This window comes from Litorilinea aerophila (assembly GCF_006569185.2).
Lineage (GTDB): Bacteria > Chloroflexota > Anaerolineae > Caldilineales > Caldilineaceae > Litorilinea > Litorilinea aerophila.
Window position 1 is genome coordinate 59,032 of sequence record NZ_VIGC02000018.1, and the last position, 18,539, is coordinate 77,570.

General features: G+C 65.0%; 15 protein-coding genes. 8 read left to right on the top strand and 7 right to left on the bottom strand.

Annotation, left to right across the window (positions count from 1 at the left end):
• Positions 1-9: 9 nt before the first annotated feature.
• Genes FKZ61_RS14365 through FKZ61_RS14375 form a run of 3 tightly spaced genes read right to left on the bottom strand, consistent with a single transcriptional unit; the run spans position 10 to position 2,639 of the window.
• Positions 10-495, bottom strand: a complete 486-nt coding sequence (locus FKZ61_RS14365; RefSeq protein ID WP_141610820.1) for a CBS domain-containing protein — start codon at positions 493-495, stop codon at positions 10-12.
• Between the two features lie 42 nt (positions 496-537).
• Positions 538-1,641: an aminopeptidase gene (locus tag FKZ61_RS14370; RefSeq protein WP_141610821.1), complete on the bottom strand. Its 1,104-nt coding sequence runs from the start codon at positions 1,639-1,641 to the stop codon at positions 538-540.
• Positions 1,642-1,643: 2 nt separating this feature from the next.
• Positions 1,644-2,639, bottom strand: a complete 996-nt coding sequence (locus tag FKZ61_RS14375; RefSeq protein ID WP_141610822.1) for an NAD(P)H-quinone oxidoreductase — start codon at positions 2,637-2,639, stop codon at positions 1,644-1,646.
• A gap of 323 nt (positions 2,640-2,962) precedes the next feature.
• Between FKZ61_RS14375 and hinT the strand changes: the two genes are divergently transcribed.
• Together hinT and FKZ61_RS14385 are read left to right on the top strand one after the other, a co-directional pair.
• Complete coding sequence (gene hinT, locus FKZ61_RS14380) at positions 2,963-3,313, top strand: purine nucleoside phosphoramidase (protein WP_141610823.1); 351 nt, start codon at positions 2,963-2,965, stop codon at positions 3,311-3,313.
• Positions 3,314-3,380: 67 nt separating this feature from the next.
• The gene (locus tag FKZ61_RS14385) at positions 3,381-5,672 is read left to right on the top strand and encodes a xanthine dehydrogenase family protein molybdopterin-binding subunit (protein ID WP_141610824.1); all 2,292 of its coding nucleotides are present in this window, start codon (positions 3,381-3,383) and stop codon (positions 5,670-5,672) included.
• On the opposite strand, the gene FKZ61_RS14390 is transcribed toward FKZ61_RS14385, so the two are convergent.
• From FKZ61_RS14390 to FKZ61_RS14400, 3 genes are read right to left on the bottom strand one after another with little or no spacing between them, the layout of a single operon-like run.
• The gene (locus tag FKZ61_RS14390) at positions 5,645-6,634 is read right to left on the bottom strand and encodes a deoxyhypusine synthase family protein (RefSeq protein ID WP_141610825.1); all 990 of its coding nucleotides are present in this window, start codon (positions 6,632-6,634) and stop codon (positions 5,645-5,647) included. The two genes, FKZ61_RS14385 and FKZ61_RS14390, sit on opposite strands and share 28 nt — an antisense overlap.
• Complete coding sequence (speB, locus tag FKZ61_RS14395) at positions 6,627-7,520, bottom strand: agmatinase (RefSeq protein ID WP_141610826.1); 894 nt, start codon at positions 7,518-7,520, stop codon at positions 6,627-6,629. The genes FKZ61_RS14390 and speB overlap by 8 nt, the downstream gene beginning before the upstream one ends.
• Complete coding sequence (locus FKZ61_RS14400; RefSeq protein WP_141610827.1) at positions 7,520-8,065, bottom strand: pyruvoyl-dependent arginine decarboxylase; 546 nt, start codon at positions 8,063-8,065, stop codon at positions 7,520-7,522. Before FKZ61_RS14400 ends, speB begins: the two co-directional genes overlap by 1 nt.
• Before the next feature lie 334 nt (positions 8,066-8,399).
• Between FKZ61_RS14400 and FKZ61_RS14405 the strand changes: the two genes are divergently transcribed.
• Positions 8,400-9,092: a YIP1 family protein gene (locus tag FKZ61_RS14405; protein ID WP_170199750.1), complete on the top strand. Its 693-nt coding sequence runs from the start codon at positions 8,400-8,402 to the stop codon at positions 9,090-9,092.
• The gene (locus tag FKZ61_RS14410) at positions 9,089-9,859 is read left to right on the top strand and encodes a hypothetical protein (protein ID WP_141610829.1); all 771 of its coding nucleotides are present in this window, start codon (positions 9,089-9,091) and stop codon (positions 9,857-9,859) included. The genes FKZ61_RS14405 and FKZ61_RS14410 overlap by 4 nt, the downstream gene beginning before the upstream one ends.
• A 178-nt stretch (positions 9,860-10,037) precedes the next feature.
• Here FKZ61_RS14410 and FKZ61_RS14415 read toward each other — a convergent pair whose 3' ends face one another.
• Entirely contained in the window at positions 10,038-11,489 is a 1,452-nt protein-coding gene (locus FKZ61_RS14415; RefSeq protein WP_141610830.1) for a phosphoglucomutase/phosphomannomutase family protein, read from the bottom strand.
• Between the two features lie 914 nt (positions 11,490-12,403).
• On the opposite strand from FKZ61_RS14415, the gene FKZ61_RS14420 reads away from it, so the two are divergent.
• The 4 genes from FKZ61_RS14420 to FKZ61_RS14435 all read left to right on the top strand — a co-directional run bounded on the left by FKZ61_RS14420 (position 12,404) and on the right by FKZ61_RS14435 (position 18,514).
• Positions 12,404-14,128 (top strand): ABC-ATPase domain-containing protein, encoded by a 1,725-nt coding sequence (locus tag FKZ61_RS14420; RefSeq protein ID WP_141610831.1) that lies wholly within the window; start codon positions 12,404-12,406, stop codon positions 14,126-14,128.
• 177 nt (positions 14,129-14,305) lie between these two features.
• Positions 14,306-16,975, top strand: a complete 2,670-nt coding sequence (locus FKZ61_RS14425) for a tetratricopeptide repeat protein (RefSeq protein ID WP_141610832.1) — start codon at positions 14,306-14,308, stop codon at positions 16,973-16,975.
• A gap of 229 nt (positions 16,976-17,204) precedes the next feature.
• Entirely contained in the window at positions 17,205-17,468 is a 264-nt protein-coding gene (locus tag FKZ61_RS14430) for a NifU N-terminal domain-containing protein (RefSeq protein WP_141610833.1), read from the top strand.
• A gap of 65 nt (positions 17,469-17,533) precedes the next feature.
• Positions 17,534-18,514 (top strand): N(4)-(beta-N-acetylglucosaminyl)-L-asparaginase, encoded by a 981-nt coding sequence (locus tag FKZ61_RS14435; RefSeq protein ID WP_229964264.1) that lies wholly within the window; start codon positions 17,534-17,536, stop codon positions 18,512-18,514.
• Positions 18,515-18,539 lie beyond the last annotated feature (25 nt).

Below are 18,539 nucleotides of genomic sequence, written 5' to 3' on the forward strand. Positions count from 1 at the left end.
CGGCGTGAATTATCTTTTCTCTTCCTCTTCCGGCCCCATCTCCAGCGCTTCGATGAGCTGGACGATGTCGGTGCGGGTCACCACCCCCACCACCCGACCATTCTCCACCACCGGCAGCAGGGTACACTCCGGGTCCAGCATCAGCTCCAGCGCCTCCTCCAGCTCCGTGTCGGGGGTCACGGTGTGGATGTCCTCGCTCATGAGCTGGGCGGCGTTGATGGCCAGGGCCTGGCGGAGCTGCTCTTTGTACTGCCGGTATTCCTCCAGCCCCACGGGAATGTAGGCCGAGAGCACGGCGATGTAGCGGGGCTCCTTCAGGGGCGCGTGGCGGGCGATGAGATCCAGCTCGGTCACCGCGCCCAACAGCCTGCCCTGTTCATCCACCACCGGCACGCCGCTGATCTGGTTCTCCCGCATGATGCGGGCCACCTCCTGGATGGGTGTCTCAGGCCGGACGGTAATGGCAGGGCTGCTCATGATTTCGCGTACTTGCATGGTCTGCTTCCTTGGCTGATGACATCAGGCTGCGTTATCCAGCTAGATCTGGAACTGGCCGTCTTTGAAAAAGAGCTCGCCGTCCACCCAGATCTCGCTGTCGCGGCGAATGTCACAGATGAAATCCCAGTGAATGCTGGACTGGTTGCGGCTGCCTGTCTCCGGATAGCCGGCGCCCACGGCCACGTGCAGGGTGCCGCCGATCTTCTCGTCGTAGAGGATGCTCTTGGTGAAGCGCTGGATCTGGTAGTTGGTGCCGATGGCGAACTCGCCCAGGTAGCGGGCGCCGGGATCGCTGTCCAACTGGCTGAGGAGGTAGGCTTCGTTCTTCTGGGCGCTGGCACGCACCACCCGGCCATCCCGGAACTCCATCTCCACCCCCTCCACTTCCCGGCCATCCCGGATGGCGGGAAAGGTAAAACGCACCCAGCCGTTGACCGAGTCCTCTACCGGCCCGGTGAAGATCTCGCCGCTGGGCATGTTGCGCCGGCCGTCGCTGTTGATGAAGGTGCGTCCGGCGATGGAGAGGCGCAGATCGATGTTGGGGCCGCGCACCTCCACCCGATCTTTGCCCCGCAGCCAGTCCACCAGCCGCTGCTGCCGGTCGTGGACGGCCTGCCAGCACTGGACCGGGTCGGGCTGGTCGGCATAGGTGGCCGCGTAGACAAAGTCCTCGTACTCCCGCAGGCTCATGTCCGCCTCCTGGGCGTAGGCTGGGCAGGGGTAGAGGGTGCCAACCCAGCGGTGGGTTCCCCGGGCACTGCGTTCCATATACCGCCGGAAGACCGGTCGCCGGGCCGCCTGTTGCAGTTGTTGCTGGCGCGGGTCGATGCCCGTCAGGGTGCGGGTGTTACTGGCTGCCCGGACCACAATGCGGACGTCCAGACGCTCGGCCATGAGCTCGTCCAGGGGCGAAAGCCAGCGCAGCTGCTCCTCGCTGGCTTCCCGCAGGTAAATCTCTTTGAGCTCATCGCTCTCCAGGAGGATGCTCGGGTGAGCGCCGGCCCGGGTCACCTGTCGCACCAGCGCTTCCACCAGGGGCATCGCCAGCACATGGGCCTGGATCAGCACCCAGTCTCCCGGGCGTACCTGGGTGGAGTAATGGACCAGGATTTGGGCCAGCTTTTCAACGCGTGGGTCGACCATGGTTAACCGTCGCCTTCCTTGCGAACCTGGAGTACGATTTTGCCGATGTTTTGATTGGCAGCCATGCGCTGGTGGGCCGCGTTGGCCTCCTGGATGGGGTAGACCGAGTCGATGACCGGCTTGATGAGGCCGGCCTCCAGCAGGGGCCAGAAGCGTTCCATGAAGCGCTGTTTGATCTCCACCTTCTCCGCCAGGCTGCGACTGCGCAGCACCGAGCCGATCACCCGCAGCCGCTTGCGCATGAGGGTGCCCAGGTGGACGGTGGCCTCCGTGCCGCCCAGGGTGGCGATGATCACCAGCCGCCCTTTCAGGCGCAGGAGATCCAGGTTACGGGTCCAATAGGCGGCGCCCACCATGTCCAGGATCACATCCACGCCTTCGCCGCCCGTGTATTCCCGCACCCGGGCGACAAAGTCTTCCTCCCGATAGTGGATGGCCAGGTTGGCGCCCAGCTCTCGACAACGGGCCACCTTCTCCGGCGTGCCGGCGGTGACCAGGATGGGGTTTGCCGTGGCCCGGGCCAGCTGGATGGCCGCCGTGCCCACGCCGCTGGCTCCCCCGTGGACCAGCACCACCTCCCCGGGCTGCAGGCCTGCCTCCATGTACAGGTTCACGAAGGCGGTGAAGAAGACCTCCGGGAAGGCCGACGCCTCTTCAAAGCTCCAGCCCCGGGGGATGGGCATGAGCATGGCGGCCGGAACGGCCACCCGCTCAGCATAGCCCCCGCCAGCCAGCAACGCGCAGACCCTGTCGCCCACTCGCCAGCCCCGGACGTTGGCGCCCAGCTGGACGATGCGGCCGGCCATCTCCAGGCCCAGGATCTCCGATGCACCCGGCGGCGGCGGATAGTTGCCGGCCCGCTGGGCCAGATCGGCCCGGTTCAGGGCCGTGGCGTAAACCTCCACCAGCACCTCGTCCGGCCCACAGACCGGGTCCTCGGTCTCTTGCCAGACGAGGGGACGTCCTTCCTGTTGGGTGTCGACCAAAATGGCTCGCATGGGGCAACTCACACGTTGGTTGGATTCAGCCGGAAAAACCGGGGTTCAATGGGATTGCAGGTCAATCTGGGGCGAATCCTAACACCGCCGCGGCCAGAAGTCAATCGACGGGGCGCAGTAAGCAGCACCTCTTGCATCGATCTTCGAGGCAGGACCCCGTTCAACCGTGGCACATCCATCGGCCAGATGGATGAGGCATGAAAATGGCTCGTTCTCCGATGGGCGGATTTCGATTGGGAGATTTGTCAATCGGCCCTGGCCGCGCTATAGTCTGCCATGAAAAACCGAGCCGTTCCATTCAACCCATCAGAGCACAGGAAACCATGGCCGAAGAAACCATTTTCAGCAAGATCATTCGGGGCGAGGCGCCGGCGGACATCCTCTACCAGGACGAACTGGTGACCGCCTTTCGGGACATCCGCCCCCAGGCGCCCACCCACATCCTCATCGTGCCCAATCGTCCCATCCCCACAGCCAACGACGTGACGCCGGAAGATGAGCCAGCGCTGGGCCGGATGTTCACCGTGGCAGCCAAACTGGCCCGCCAGGAGGGGATCGCGGACGATGGCTATCGCCTGTTGGTGAACTGCGGCCGCCACGGCGGGCAGGAGGTCTACCACCTGCACATGCACCTCATCGGCGGTCGCCCCCTGGGCCCCATGCTGGCCCGCTAAAGCCCGGCGCCCCATGAACCCCTCCTGGTCAAAGCGTTTGGTGAAGGAGTTTGGTGAAGGAGCAACCATGCGTGCAGTCGGTAGCAGCCTGCCCCGGGTCGATGCCGTGGAAAAGGTGACCGGCCTGGCGGCTTACCCCGGTGACCTGGATCTGCCGGGGCAGGCGTGGCTCAAAATCGTCTTTGCCGGCGTTCCCCACGCCCGCATCCGCCGGATGGATGTGAGCGCAGCCCGGGCCGCGCCGGGCGTGCTGGCCGTGCTGACCGCCGCCGATGTCCCGGTCAACGAGTACGGCCTGATCATGGCCGACCAGCCGGTGCTCTGCGGCCTGGGCAGCACCCCCCAGGCAGAGCGGGTCCGCTGGGAAGCAGACCACGTGGCCCTGGTAGTGGCCGAGACGCCGGCCCAGGCAGCCGCCGCGGCCAGGCTGGTCCAGGTGGACTATGAGCCGCTCCCGGTGGTGACCGACCCGCTGGAAGCCATGAAGCCGGGTGCGCCCATCCTCCACCCCCACGAATTCAACGGCTACCCCTACGGCCAGCGCCCGCTGGATTCCAACGTCCTGCTTTCCTACCGCATCCAGCGGGGGGACGTGGACGCCGGCTTTGCCCAGGCCGATGTGATCGTGGAAGGCACCTACCGCACCCATGCCCAGGAGCACGCCTATCTGCAGCCAGAAGCGGGGCTGGCCTTCACCCGGCCCGACGGCCGCATCGAGGTGATCTGTGCCGGCCAGTGGATGCACGAAGACCGCCGCCAGATCGCCCATGCCCTGGGCCTGCCGGAGGAGCAGATCGTGGTGCGCTACCCGGCCATCGGCGGCGCCTTTGGCGGCCGGGAGGATCTCTCCGTCCAGATCGCATTGGCCCTGGCCACCTGGAAGACCGGCCGGCCGGTGAAGATCGTCTGGAGCCGAGAAGAGAGCATCATCGGCCACCACAAGCGCCACCCCTTCATCTTCCGGGCCAAATGGGGCGCCACCCGAGATGGCCGCATCGTAGCCGCGCAGGTGGATGTCACCAGCGACGCCGGCGCCTACGCCTACACCAGCACCAAGGTCCTGGGCAACGCCACCATGGCCTGCCTGGGCCCGTACCAGATCCCCAACGTGCTGGTGGAATCCCGTACCGTCTACACCAACAACTGCCCCAGCGGCGCGTTTCGGGGCTTCGGCGGGCCGCAGGGGCACTTCGCCGCGGAGATGCAGGTGAACAAGCTGGCCGAAGCCCTGGGCATGGATCCCGTGGAGCTGCGCCTGCGCAACATCTGGCGGGATGGCGCCATCCTGCCCACCCGCAGCGTGGTGCCGGCCGGCTGTAGTGCAGCCCAGGTGTTGGAGGAGGCGGCACGGCGGGGAGGCTGGCGCCAGGACCAGGACGGCCACTGGCACCGGGCGGACCAGCCGACGGCGGGGTCAGGTCCTGAACGGCCCTTTGCCACCTCTTTGGATGCCTCCCGTTCCCGGGTAGCCCGGGGCAAAGGTATCGCCGTCTGTTTTAAGAACGTGGGGTTCAGTCTGGGGGCGCCCGAAAGCTGTGCCGCCTGGGTGGAGCTCCACGGCGGCGCCCATATCGAGCGGGCCATCGTCGGCTGTGTGGGCGCGGACGTGGGCCAGGGCGCGCACACGGTCTTCATGCAGATGGCCGCGGAAGTGTTGGGGATCGACCCGGCGCTGGTGGAGCTGCAGGTGGCCGACAGCGACGTGGCCCCCTCCAGCGGCAGCGCGTCAGCCAGCCGCATGACCTTCATGGCCGGCAACGCCATCCGCGGGGCGGCCCTGCGGGCCCTGGAGGAGTGGCAGGGCGAAGAGCGGCCGGCCCGGGGAGAGTACATCTTCCGGCCCCGACCCACCACGCCCTACGCGCCGGAGACCGGCGAGGCGGATCCCAACATCACCTACGGTTACTGCGCCCAGGTGGCGGAAGTGGAAGTGGATCTGGAGACGGGCCACGTGACGGTGACCCGTCTGGTGAGTGTCAATGATGTGGGCAGGGCCATCAACCCGCAACAAGTGGAAGGGCAGATCGAGGGCGCCGTGGCCCAGTCCATCGGCTGGACCCTGATGGAGGAATTCATCCAGGAAAAGGGTCGCACCGTCACCCGGCACCTGAGCACCTACCTCATCCCGGGCGTGCTGGACGTGCCCACAATTGTCGAGCCCGTCATTCTGGAAGTACCCGATCCCCAGGGGCCCCTGGGCGCGCGGGGCATGGCCGAGATGCCTTTCATCCCCACTGCGCCGGCCATCGGCGCAGCCATCCACGACGCGATTGGCGTCTGGATCGACCGGCTGCCCTACACGCCGGAGCGGGTCTGGGCGGCGCTTCAGGCTCAATCCTCGTCGTCGGCCAGGACGTAGGCAAAGATCAGGGGCGCGACGATGGTGGCGTCGGACTCGATCATGTACTTGGGCGTGTCGATGGCCAGCTTTTCCCAGGTGATCTTCTCGTTGGGCACCGCGCCCGAGTAGGAGCCGTAGCTGGTGGTGGAATCACTGATCTGGCAGAAGTAGGCCCAGAGGGGAATGTCCTCCCGCTCCAGGTCCTGGCGCAGCATGGGCACCACACAGATAGGGAAGTCCCCGGCGATGCCGCCGCCGATCTGGAAGAAGCCGATGGGCTGCCGGGCCGATTCCTGCTGGTACCATTCCGCCAGAACCATCATGTACTCAATGCCGGTGCGCACGGTGTGGACGTTGCGAATGTCCCCCTGCAGGCAGTGGGCCGCGTAGATGTTGCCGGTGGTGGAGTCCTCCCAGCCCGGCACGAAGATAGGGAGGTTCTTCTCCGCCGCGGCCATGAGCCAGCTGTCTTTGGGATCGATCTGGTAGTACTGTTCCAGGCGGCCGCTGCGCAGGATCCGATAGAGGAATTCGTGGGGAAAGTAGCGCTCGCCGTTGCGGTCGGCCTGGACCCACTCGTCCAGGATGGCGTGTTCGATGCGGCGGATGGCTTCCTCTTCGGGGATGCAGGTGTCGGTCACCCGGTTGAGGTGCCGGGAGAGGAGCTCGTGTTCGTCCTCGGGCGTCAGGTCCCGGTAGTTGGGAATGCGCACGTAGTGGTCGTGGGCGACCAGGTTGTAGACGTCCTCTTCCAGGTTGGCGCCGGTGCAGCTGATGGCGTGGATCTTGTCCCGGCGGATCATTTCGGCCAGGGAGAGGCCCAGCTCCGCGGTGCTCATGGCGCCGGCCATGGCCAGGAACATCTTGCCGCCTTTTTTGAGAAACTGGCTGTACCCCTCGGCCGCATCCGCCAGGGCGCCGGCATTGAAATGGCGGTAGTGATGGCGGATGAAGGACTTGATGGCTTTGGCTTCATGCATGGTTCTGTGACTCCATGGCGTAGGTGATGGCCTTGTAGAGCAACTTGGCCACCGCAAAATCGGCTGCGTGCAGGCCGGCCACAGGCGCCAGCTCGACACAGTCCAGGGCGACTATGGGGGCCGCTCCGGCCACCGTGCGCAGTATCTCCAGCGTCTCTGGCCAGGTGAGGCCGTCCGGCTCGGGCGTGCCCGTAGCCGGGACAATGGCCGGGTCCAGGCCATCCACGTCCAGGGTAAGGTAGACCCGGCGCCCCTGCAGCCGTTCCCGTAATTCTTCCTGCCAGTTGCCGCCCCGCAGCTCTTCCCGGTACCAGATGCGCACCCGGTCCGGATGGGCCCGGGCAAAGGCCACCTCCTCGGTGCAGATGGAGCGGATCCCCAGCTGCAACACCTGCTCGATGCCGTCTTCCTCCAGCAGGCGACGGGCCACACAGGCGTGGCTGAAGGGCGTATCGTCGTAGCTGTCTCGCAGGTCAGCGTGGGCGTCGAGCTGCACCACGGTGAGGGGACCGTCCAACGCAGCCAACAGGCCCCGGCCGAAGCCCAGGCTCACGGTGTGTTCACCTCCCAGGCCCACCACCAGGGGAACTCGCCCGGCCACCTGGGCCACCGCCTCGGCGATCTGGGCCACGGCAGCTTCGGGCTCATCGGCCAGGGCCAGGGGAGCCAGGGTGTGGATCCCGTATTCCAGGGCCGGCTCCCGGTCGAACTCCCGGTCGTAGAGCTCCACCTGTTGGGAGGCGGTGATGATGGCCTGGGGGCCGTGGGCGGTGCCGTGGCCATAGCTCACTGTGGCCTCGAAGGGAATAGGAAGCACCGCTACCCGGGCATGGGATGCCCCGGCGTAGGGCTCGGGCAGACCGAGGAAGTTATCGGGCGTCATCATCAGACCAGGATCGCCGCCGCCACCACAGTGGTCCAGACACCGCCCGGTTCAGCCGTCACGGCCATGGTGATGCTGGTGGTCTCCACGATTTCGCCGCCCATCAGGTACTGTTCCTTGCGCTCGTTGTAGTCCTTGTCGGCGTCGAAGGGGATGCCCAGGGTGGTCGCCAGCATGGTGGCCGCCAGATCTTCGGCGTAGTCGCCGGCCTCGGCTTCGGTCTGTCCAAAGGCGTGGTGCTCGGACAGGTAGCCGTACTTGTCGTGGTCGGCAGGCCGGGCCACGCCGATGGAGGCGGCGATGCGGCGCCCCGGTTCGTTGGTGGACATCTCCGCCAGGACGGCGAAGACGATCTCCCCTGCCTGGAGCAGTGGCAGCCCCTCCTCCTTGGGGACGATCTTGCAGCGGGGCGGGAAGATGGAGGAGACGCGGACCAGGTTGAAGTGAGCAATGCCGGCTTCCCGGAGGGCCATTTCAAAACTGGTGAGCTTCTCCTTGTGGACGCCGACCCCACGGGTGAAGAACATTTTGCGTGGAATAAGTCGCATTTTGCTGACCGGTCCTTCGTTAAATGGCTGTAGGCTCCCCACGAATCCAGCTGGATGGCAGCCGGGTCCTGCATCGGTGCGGACCGGCCCGCCGTCCATCGGTGGGCGCTACGGTAAGAAAATACGTCGACAAACGCGCCACATCTTAAGACCTTTTGGGGCTCTCGTCAAATAAAGTGGACAAATAATATCGCTTTGAGTTACGTGCTCGGGGTCGTTGCACCCTCCAGGGCGCTATGCTATGATTATGCCATCTAAAGACAGCCGGCAAGACTGGCGGTGCTGTGCCCCGGGCCGTCGCATCCTGTATGGCCTACCATCCATTGGAGTTTTTATGCTGCAGCCTCGGTCGTATCCTGAACTCATCGGCAAAGCCCTGATGCTGGAAGCGGATCCGTTCATCGTCATGGTGGACGATGACAACCCATGGGTAGAGGGTCTCTTCATGATCGTTGTGGTGGGCGTTGCAGTAGGGGCAGCCCACCTGGTGGGCGGTCTGCTGGCAGCGGCCAGCCTGCCACCTGCCCAGGCCGTCTTCCAGGAGCTGGTGCAGGCGTGGCGTCAACTGAACCTGGAGCCGGCTGTGGGGGAAGCCTGGCTGCAGGAAGCCTGGGGCTGGTTAACACTGGTGACCGGGTACGGCAGCGGGTGGTTCCGCCTGTTGGCCCTGCTCACGGTCCCCCTGGGCCTGCTGATCCAGTGGGTGTTCGCCGGGCTGGTGAGCCATGGGGTGGCCCTGGCTCTGGATGGCCGGGGCAGCCTCAACCAGATGTTAGGGGCCAGCGCCTTGATGGTAGCCCCCCAAGTGCTCCGCCTGGTACACATCGTCCCCTTTACCACGGTCAGCAACCTGCTGCTGACTACCTGGGCCCTGCTGGTCCTCTATCGAGCTGTGGCGGTGGCCCACGAGCTGCCCTGGCAGCGGGCGGTGGTGGCAGCCCTGGCGCCAGTGATCGCCGTGATATTCCTGGCGGGTGTGGCAGGTACGCTGCTGGGCCTCTTCCTGATCTTGGGAGGTGGACGATGAAGGCCGATGGACTGTGGCCAGGGGAAGTGCTCGACAGCCGCACATCTGCTGTGGCCTGGCGCGATTGGCTGCCATCGCCCCAGCAGGTGAGCAATGCCATCCAGCTCCGCTTTGAAGAGGGAACGGGGGAAACGGCGGACCTGGCCGACAGCGCGCCGGCCATCAGCATGCGCCAGGGATTGGGCCTGGTGATCGTCGCCGGCCTGGTGGCGGGCAGCCTGCCCTTCCTGGTGCACTGGATCGCGGCTGCCCGGGCGGGCACCACGGTTCCGCTGTGGCGGCTGGCCCAGGCTGCTGCAGAAGGCCAGGGGACGGGAGTCCTGGCGGAAACCCTGCAACGTATCGCGGGGTTAGAGCCGGCCTTCTTCCCGGGCTGGCTGGCGGCCGGCCTGAGCGCCCTCGGCCTCTGGCTCAGCCAGCCGCTCCACTGGTTGACCCTCTGGATTGTCTATGGCCTGGGCGTGTTGGTCGTGCTCAAGCTCCAGGGGGCCACGACCACCCTGCAACGGTTTTATGCCATCACCAGCTACGCTGCAGTGCCGCTGGTTCTGACCTTCTTCAGCCCGATCCCCTGTCTGGGCGGCCTCGCCCGCACCGTGGGCTACCTGTGGGCGCTGGTCCTCTACGTGCAGGCCATCCGGGCGCTCACTGGATTTCACCTGGGCCAGGTGATTGTGGCCGTGCTGGTGCCCACGGCTGTGGTCCTCCTGGCTGGCCTCCTCAGCCTCTCCGCCCTGGCCCTCTCCTTGCTGCGCATCCTGTTCTAACAGGTGACTTGACTATAACGCCATTTATAACGTGACTCTACTGCAAAAAGGTCAAATTGGACGCTGCCCCACGCAGATAAACGCTGATTAGAACAATTCTCTCCTGCGTTTCTTTGCGGCTTTGCGCCCTCTGCGCCTTTGCGTTGAAAAATGCCCTTTTTGCAGGGGAGTCATAACGTCATTCCTGGATTCGATCGGCGATCATGGCGTGGGCCATCTCCATGCCCGCTGCCAGCAGAGCCTGGACCTGTTCGTCGCTATGGCCCTCGGCATAGATACGGAGCACCGGTTCCGTGCCGCTGGGGCGGATCAGGAGCCAGCTTTCATCGGCCAGGATAAACTTCACCCCGTCCCGGTCACTGACCTGGGCCACCGGCACCCCTGCCAGGGTGTCTGGAGCGCCTGCCAGCAGGGCGGCGAGTAATTCTCGCTTGTCGAAAGGGCGCACCGGCTGGTCCAGGCGGGCGTAGTGGAAGCGGCCCATGTCGGGCGCCGCCATGAGCTCATCCAGCAGCTCGGCCAGCGTGCGCCCCCGGCTGGCCACCATCTCCACCAGCAACAGCCCCATCAAGATGCCATCCCCCTCTGGGATGTGGCCGGCCATGCTAATGCCGCCACTCTCTTCGCCTCCCAGCAGCACATTCTCCCGCAACATCCAGTCGCTGATGTGGTTAAAGCCCACCGGCGTTTCGTGGAGGGGCAGCTCATAGCGCCGGGCCAGCCGATTGAGCATCTGGGTGGTGCTGACTGTCTTGACCACGCTACCCCGCAGGCCCCGGTCGTGGACCAGATGTTCCACCAGCAGGGCCATGATGCCGTGGGGATCGATGAAGCGGCCGCTGGGATCCACCGCGCCGATGCGGTCGGCGTCGCCGTCGGTGGCCAGCCCCACCCGGTGCTCGCCTCGCCGCATGAGTTCGATCAGGGGGTGGAGGTGACGGGCAATGGGCTCCGGGTGGATGCCGTTGAAGCCCGGGTTCATTTCGCTGCGGAGCTCGGTGACGGTGCAGCCCGCATCCTCCAGCAGACGGCGCAGGTAGATGCGGCCGGCCCCGTACATGGCGTCCACGGCCACCGGCAGGGGACGCTGCTGGATGACGGTGAAGTTGACCAGCTGGCGGACGTGGCTTTCGTAGGCAGGAAAAGGATCGAAGCGGGTGATCAGGCCCTGCACCTGGGCTTCGTGGAGGGGCAAGGTGGGCGGCGTGATGCCCGCTTCCTCATTGAGGCGGATGCGTCTTTCCACCGAGCGGGCTGCCTCAGGGCTGGCAGAGCCGCCATAGGCCGCCTTGAACTTGATGCCGTTGTAGCGGGGCGGGTTGTGGCTGGCAGTGATCATGACGCCGCCGTCCGCGCCCTTTTCCACGATGGCATAGCTGATCATGGGTGTGGGAGCATCGGCCTGGGCCAGCCAGACCCGGATGCCGTGGGCGGCCAAGACCTCCGCCACGGCGATGGCATAGCGGTCGCTGAGAAAGCGGGTATCGAAGCCAACGACCATCGCGGGGGATGTGGAACCGGTGCTCAGGACTTCCTGAGCGATGGCCTGGGCCACCTTGCGAACGTTGGCAAAGGTAAATTCATCGCTAATGACGGCACGCCAGCCGTCGGTGCCAAAGTGAATGGGCATCTTCTTTCCTGTTGAATGGAGTGAATTACATGACTAACCGCCGATACCGGTCGGCAAAATCTTCAACGGTGAATGTCATTCTGACGAACGCGCCATGGGTCAGGGTGTTCGAGGGGAGTCCCTGGCCGCTAAAGTTGACCGCCCAGGCAGGGCATCACCATCCTGGTAAGATCGGCATATGGCTACAACGGGCATTATAGCATACCCGTGGTTCCCGCGGTGATCGCATAGCCACTGGACCAGGGCTTTTTTCAAAAAGCGAAAACGCCTGCCAGTCGGGCGATGATGTCCCCAGTCTGGCAGGGAAATGAAATCGTCTAACTGGTGCTAAAGCGTTTGAACATAGTCATCCTCGGATGATTGGTTCAATCGTTAAGCACGTTAGCAGAGTGGGACACCGGCCTCACGGGCGACAAGGAAAACGGTCGAGGGTGGCGGCGCCGGTAACCCCAAGCTCTTGCACTGCGATTTTAGCGATTCAACCAGAATGGGTGTGTCTGTCAGGGATCTATCTCAGTCAATCTGTGGATATGGGCTGTTCTGTTACGCTGCCTCTCCAACATACATGGCTGGAGCGGCTGTTGCTTTATGGAGGATGTTCTTTGATCATACGTTTCTATGGCGATTTCAGTTACGGCTTACGGAGCCCGGCGGTAGTCTGGGAGACCGCCAGGTCCGACCCTATGGCTCAGAGGGGGCAAAACAGCCCACTCAATTATACTGCCTGGCGCCCTGGTCCCCAAACGGATGCCCGGAAGGCAAAACTGGCATCATTGGACGGAATTCGCTACACTATGGCACCCTGAAAGGGTCAGAAGTGCGGACAGCTGGAGAGCCACCGGCATCTCCCCTGCCTGCTGCCGTGTGCCCTCAAGTGCGAGACACTATCCGACGATCAGGGAAAGAACGGGATCATGGCATCGGACCGACAAAAACTGGCAGATATCCTGCGCCGAATCGATGGACGTGGGTACCCCGCGTACCGGGAAATTCAGGGGGCGTGGACCTTCCCCAACTTCACCCTGTGGGTAGATCACGTGCAGGGCGATCCCTTCGCCTCGCCAAGCCGGGTGCGCATCACCCTCCCGGCCTCGGTGGCCGCCTTTCCCCAGGCCACCTACGCCAACACCAGCCGTGCCGTGGGCCTGACCGCTTTTCTGGCCCGAGCCTTTGCAGCTGCCGCCCGGCGCCATAGCCGACGCCGGGGAACCGGCAAGAGCGGCGAAATTCACATGGAAGCCCCCGGGCAAGAAGTGTTACCCCAGACCGCGGTCCAGATTGACCCAGAGGGGAATGTGGAGGCCCGGTTCACTGTAGGGTTGCCGGCCCAGGGACGCCGCGTCCTGGGCCATGAGGCGGCTCGCCTGTTGTTGGAAAATGTGCCCGCTGTGGTCAACGAAAGCCTGCTCGCAGCCGCCCACGACCCGGACCTGGTCTGGAAACATGTGGCCACCAACGAAGATGCCGACGCTCTCCGGGACGCCCTGGCAGACAGGGGACTGGTGGCCTTCGTGGCCGACGGCGCCATCCTGCCCAGGCGCTCCGGAGTCGACGACCGCCCCCTCCAGGATGACACGGTCGTCCCCTTCCAGTCTCCGCCATCCCTGCGGGTCCAAATAGAGTTGCCCCATGCCGGCCAGGTGAGTGGCATGGGCATCCCCGCGGGGGTTACCTTGATTGTGGGAGGAGGCTACCACGGCAAGAGCACCCTGTTGCGAGCCATTGAGCGAGGCGTCTACAACCACCGCCCGGGCGATGGACGGGAACGGGTGGTCAGCCAGGCGGGCCTGGTCAAGATTCGGGCGGAGGATGGCCGCTCAGTCGCCGGCGTGGACATTTCCCCCTTCATCGACAACTTGCCCCTGGGCCAATCCACCCGCGCCTTCCAGACAGCCAACGCCAGCGGCTCCACCAGCCAGGCTGCGTCCATCATGGAGGCGTTGGAAGTGGGTGCCACGGGCCTGCTCATCGACGAAGACACCGCAGCCACCAACTTCATGATCCGGGACAGCCGCATGCAGGCGCTGGTGCCCAAGGAGCGGGAACCCATCACCCCCTTCATCGACCGGGTCCGCCAGCTCTACAGCGAGCACGGCGTCAGCTCCATTCTCGTCATCGGCGGCAGCGGGGATTATCTGGACGTGGCCGACACGGTGATCACCATGGATGCCTTCCGGCCGGCCGATGTCACTGAACGGGCCCGAGCCGTGGCAAAGCAGTTTCCCACCGGCCGTCAGCCCGAAGCCGTCGGGCCGCTCCACCTCCAACACGAGCGAATCCCCATCCCCCGTTCCATCGATCCATCCCGCGGTCGGCGGGACGTCCACATCAAAACCCAGGGCCTGCATACCATCCTGTTCGGCACAGAAACCATTGACCTGACGGCCGTCGAACAGCTGGTGGCCCGGGGACAGACTCGGGCCATCGCAGCAGCGCTCTGGTATGCCCGCGCTCGCTACCTGGACGGACGCTGTTCCCTGGCCCAGGCAATCCAGCGAACCCTGGAGGACATCGCCCGGGAAGGGCTGGACATCCTGGACAGCCGACGGGTGGGTGACCTGGCGGCCTTTCGTCCCTTTGAGCTGGCCGCGGCCCTCAACCGGCTGCGCTCCCTGCAGGTTCGAACGAACACCCGTTGAACGGCTGGGCGACAGCGGTTCCTGGAAACCCATGGGGCCCATGGAAGAACAGTTGAATCTTCGCCCGAAACAGATGTATACTCAGACAAATCGGCCACAGAAACCAATTGCGGACGGCACCACCATGGGGCATCCTCCTTCCATGGGTGCTCCCGGGGAGGCACTGCCCAGGTCGCCATGGATCAACAGCCATCCAACCAACTTGAGTGGTTTAAAAACCTGCCTGGATGGACCAAAGCCACCATCGGCTTTATCGGGGCCATCATCGCCTTTATCATCTCCTTTCGGGAGAACTTTCACCTGGCGGTGGTCGTGGTCGCTTTTCTGCTCCTGGCGACCCTGCTCTACATCTGCCTGTACGTCATCCTGAGCCGGACGCCTGGAAACCAGGAAGGGGCGCCGCCGGAATATCGCTTTGGTCGCTTACGCTTTTGGGCCATGGGCGCCGGGATCGTCCTTCTGCTCGTTCTGAGCAGCGCCTTCTGGAATCGCCCCAGCCGCGCCTTCATCGCGGTTGCCCTGTTGGGCACCCCCACGCCCACGGCCACGGCAACCCCGACCCCAACGGCCACCCCCGCACCCACGCCGTCCCCCACGCCCACGCCACTGCCGGTTGCCACGGCCGCCGCCCATGAAATTTTGGTGCTCCTGGCCCAGTTCCGCGACGAGAGCCAGCAGGCCAACTACGATGCGGCCGGCAGCATCGAGCTGGCCCTGCGCCAGGCGCTGGCCGCCTACGACCTGCCCAACCTGCGCCTGGCCGCCATCCCGGATTCCTTCCAGCGTCGGGAGCTGGAAGAGGTCCGTAGCCTGGGACAACGCTACAACGCCGCCATCGTGATCTGGGGCCACTACGACGATGCCGGCATGTATCCCCGCTTCACCATCCTGCGGGAAGCGTCCATGATCTACGTGCCGCCCGGCCCCGCGGATTATCTGGCCAGCCTCTCCTCGCCCCCGGCTGACTTCGCCCTCTACATCAACCGGGACCTGCCAGCCCAGTTGACCTTTTTGACCCAATTCGCCATCGGCCTTATCTACTACACAGAAGCCAACTACCTGGCGGCCCATCCGCTTCTATCGGAAGCCCTCCGCTCCCTGGAACAGATACAGGCCGACGGCCGTGTCCCCGGCGCCGGCTTCGATCTGGCCGCCGAGGGATACAACCTCTACTTTTACCGGGCCTACGTCAATTACGAACTGGGGGATCTGGCCGCCGCCGTGGACGATTACACCCGGGCCATCGAACTGGTGCCGGACGATGCAGCCGCCTACAACAACCGGGGCATCATCCACCGGCGGATGGGCGATGGCCAGGCCGCCCGGGCGGACTATGACCAGGCCCTGGCTTTGGACCCCAATGATGCGGCCGCCTACAACAATCGAGGCAACCTGCAGGTCGATCTGGGCGAACTACTGGCCGCCGTGGAGGACTACACCCGGGCCATCGAATTGGATCCCGACTACGCCCTGGCCTATCTGAACCGGGGCCTCGCCTACATCGACCTGGCCGAATATGACAAGGCCATCGCCGACTTTGACCGGGCGCTGACCATGATGCCCGCCGATCCCATCATCTACCTCAGCCGGGGCGATGCCTTCCGGGCCCAGGGCCAGGAAACCGCCGCCCTGGCCGACTACGACAAAACCCTGCAGCTCGACCCGACGAACGCAGAAGCCCACAACGGCCGCGGTCTGATCTTTTTTGACCGGGGCGATTACACCGCTGCCCTGGACGCCTTCACCCGGGCGGTTGAGCTCTTGCCCGAGACGTCGGTTTTTCTGACCAACCGGGGCCTCGCCCACCTGGAGCTGAAAGATTATCCCGCCGCCATCGCCGACTTCAGTGCGGCCCTGGATCTGGATCCGACCGATGCCACAGCCCTCCACAACCGGGGGCGAGCGGCCTACACCCTGGACCGCTACCCGGACGCCATCGCCGACTATTCGGCCGCGCTGGTGCTCCAACCCGACGACCCGGTGATCCTCTACAACCGGGGGCTGGCCTACTACCAGCAGGGCCAACTGGAGGAGGCGCTGGCCGATTTCGATAGGGCCATCCAGCTCGATCCGCCCAATGGGGATGCCTACCTCCAACGGGCGAAGGTGCATGTGGCCCTCCAACATTGGCCCGCCGCCCTGGCCGATTTTGATCAGGCCGTTGACCTGAGCCCTAACGACCCGGACGTGTACCAGGCCCGGGCAGAGCTCTACTACCGCCTGGAAGATTACAGCGCCGCGGTAGCAGACTACAGCCGGGCCCTGAAACTGGATGCCGACAACCCCACTCTGTACAACGACCGGGGCAACGCCTACTTCGCCCTGGGTCAGGCGGATGCCGCCCTGGCCGACTACACCCGTGCCATCCAACTGGAGCCAGCCAACCCGATTCACTACTTCAACCGGGCCATCGTCTATCGCAGCCAGCAGCAGTACCGGCAGGCCATCGCCGACTTTAGCGCAGCCATCGCCCGGGACCCGCGGGATGTGGTCGCCTATCGAGAGCGGGGGGACACCTTCTACGATCTGGGTGACCTGCCCGCCGCGGTGGCGGACTACAGCCGGGCCCTGGAACTGGACCCCAACGACGCCCGCACCTACAACAACCGCTGCTACGCCCTCCACGAGCTGGGTCGCCACCAGGAAGCCCTGGCTGACTGCAACCAGTCCCTGGCCCTGGATCCCACCGACGCCTACGCGTACGACAGCCGGGGCTCCGTCTATCAGGCCCTGGGCCAGGTGGAAGCCGCCATTGCCGACTTTCGTCAGGTCCTGGCGTTAACCGACGACCCCGAGCTGATCCGCCGGGCAGAGGCAGCCCTGGCCTCCCTGGGAAGCGCCCCATGAACCGCTAGCAATCCAATATCGTGCAGAGGCCGAAACCACGTCCTCGCCCCGGGCCGACATGTCGAACCCGCACACTTCTTGATGGGCATGGGGCCGGCTGCTATACTACACCCGGACGGCGTAAATCCCCCAGGAATCCAACGGGGTGCAGTTCTGGCATAATCTGTGCCCAATCTGTGAAATCTGTGGTTTTCACAGTGGACTCATCAGCGAATGGTTGACAGCTCCCATGGACGTCCAGATCCAGCAGACACCGAACCCCAACGCCCGCAAATTCGTACTGCCCGAGCCCCGCTTCGAGCAGTCCATGAACTTCGGCAGCCCGGAAGCGGCCCAGGCGCATCCCCTGGCGGCCCAACTGTTCGCCCTGGAAGGCGTCTACAACGTCCTGATGGCCCGGGACTTCATCACCATCAACAAGCGGCCGGAGGTTCCCTGGGAGCCGCTGGCCGAAGCCGCCCGCCAGCGGATTGTGGCATTCTTCACCCATTGACTCAGCCGGGCGGCGGTTCCTGGCCATGATCGCCCGCCCACCACCGCACTACCAGAGGTCACGCTATGTCTGCTCATCGAATGCCCCTCATCGTTGCCAGCGAAAATGGCCGGGCCGGGGCCCTGGCCGCCATGGAGCTACTGCGTCGCGGCGGCTCTGCCCTGGACGCCGTGGAGCTGGCCTGTCGGGTAACAGAGGACGACCCCAATGACCACAGCGTCGGCTACGGCGGCATTCCCAATGTTCTGGGAGAGGTTGAGCTGGATGCCAGCATCATGGATGGCCGCACCCTGCGCATCGGTGCCGTGGCCGCCGTCCGGGGGTATGGCCATCCCATTACCCTGGCTCGCCGGGTGATGGAAGAGTTGCCCCACGTGTTGCTGGTGGGGCATGGCGCAGAGCGCCTGGCCGCAGAGCTGGGCCAGCCCCCCGCCGACCAGCGCACCCCGGCGGGGATGAGTCGCTGGCGGGCCCGGTTTGCCGAACATGGCCTCCCCCTTCCCCCGAACGAGGACCGGCCAACCTGGTCCCTGCGGGCCCTGGCCACGCGCCTGACCCGCCCCCTCAACCTGCAGGCCCAGGTCCAACACGCCGGCAAGCCCGACACCCTGGGCACGGTCAACTTTCTGGCCCTGGACCAGGAAGGCAACCTGGCCTCTGGGGTGAGCACCAGCGGCATGGCCTGGAAATATCCGGGGCGAGTGGGCGACAGCCCCATCATCGGCGCGGGCAACTACTGCGACAACCGCTACGGCGCGGCCGCCTGCACCGGGCTGGGCGAACTGGCCATCCGGGTCTCCTCGGCCCGTAGCGTGGTCCTCTACCTGAAAATGGGCCTCTCCCTGCAAGAAGCCGGCCTGGAAGCCCTGCGCGACCTGGCCTACCTGCCTGAGGCCGCCGGCCAGTACATGAACATCGTGGCCATGACGCCCACCGGCGAACATGCAGGCTTCAGCACGGTGCCGGGCAAGCAGTACCTCTTCATGGCCGCCGACATGGACGAACCCCAACTGGCTGAACGCATCCTGCTGCCCCATGCCCCTTGACCGGGGCAGCCATAAACGGTTGAGT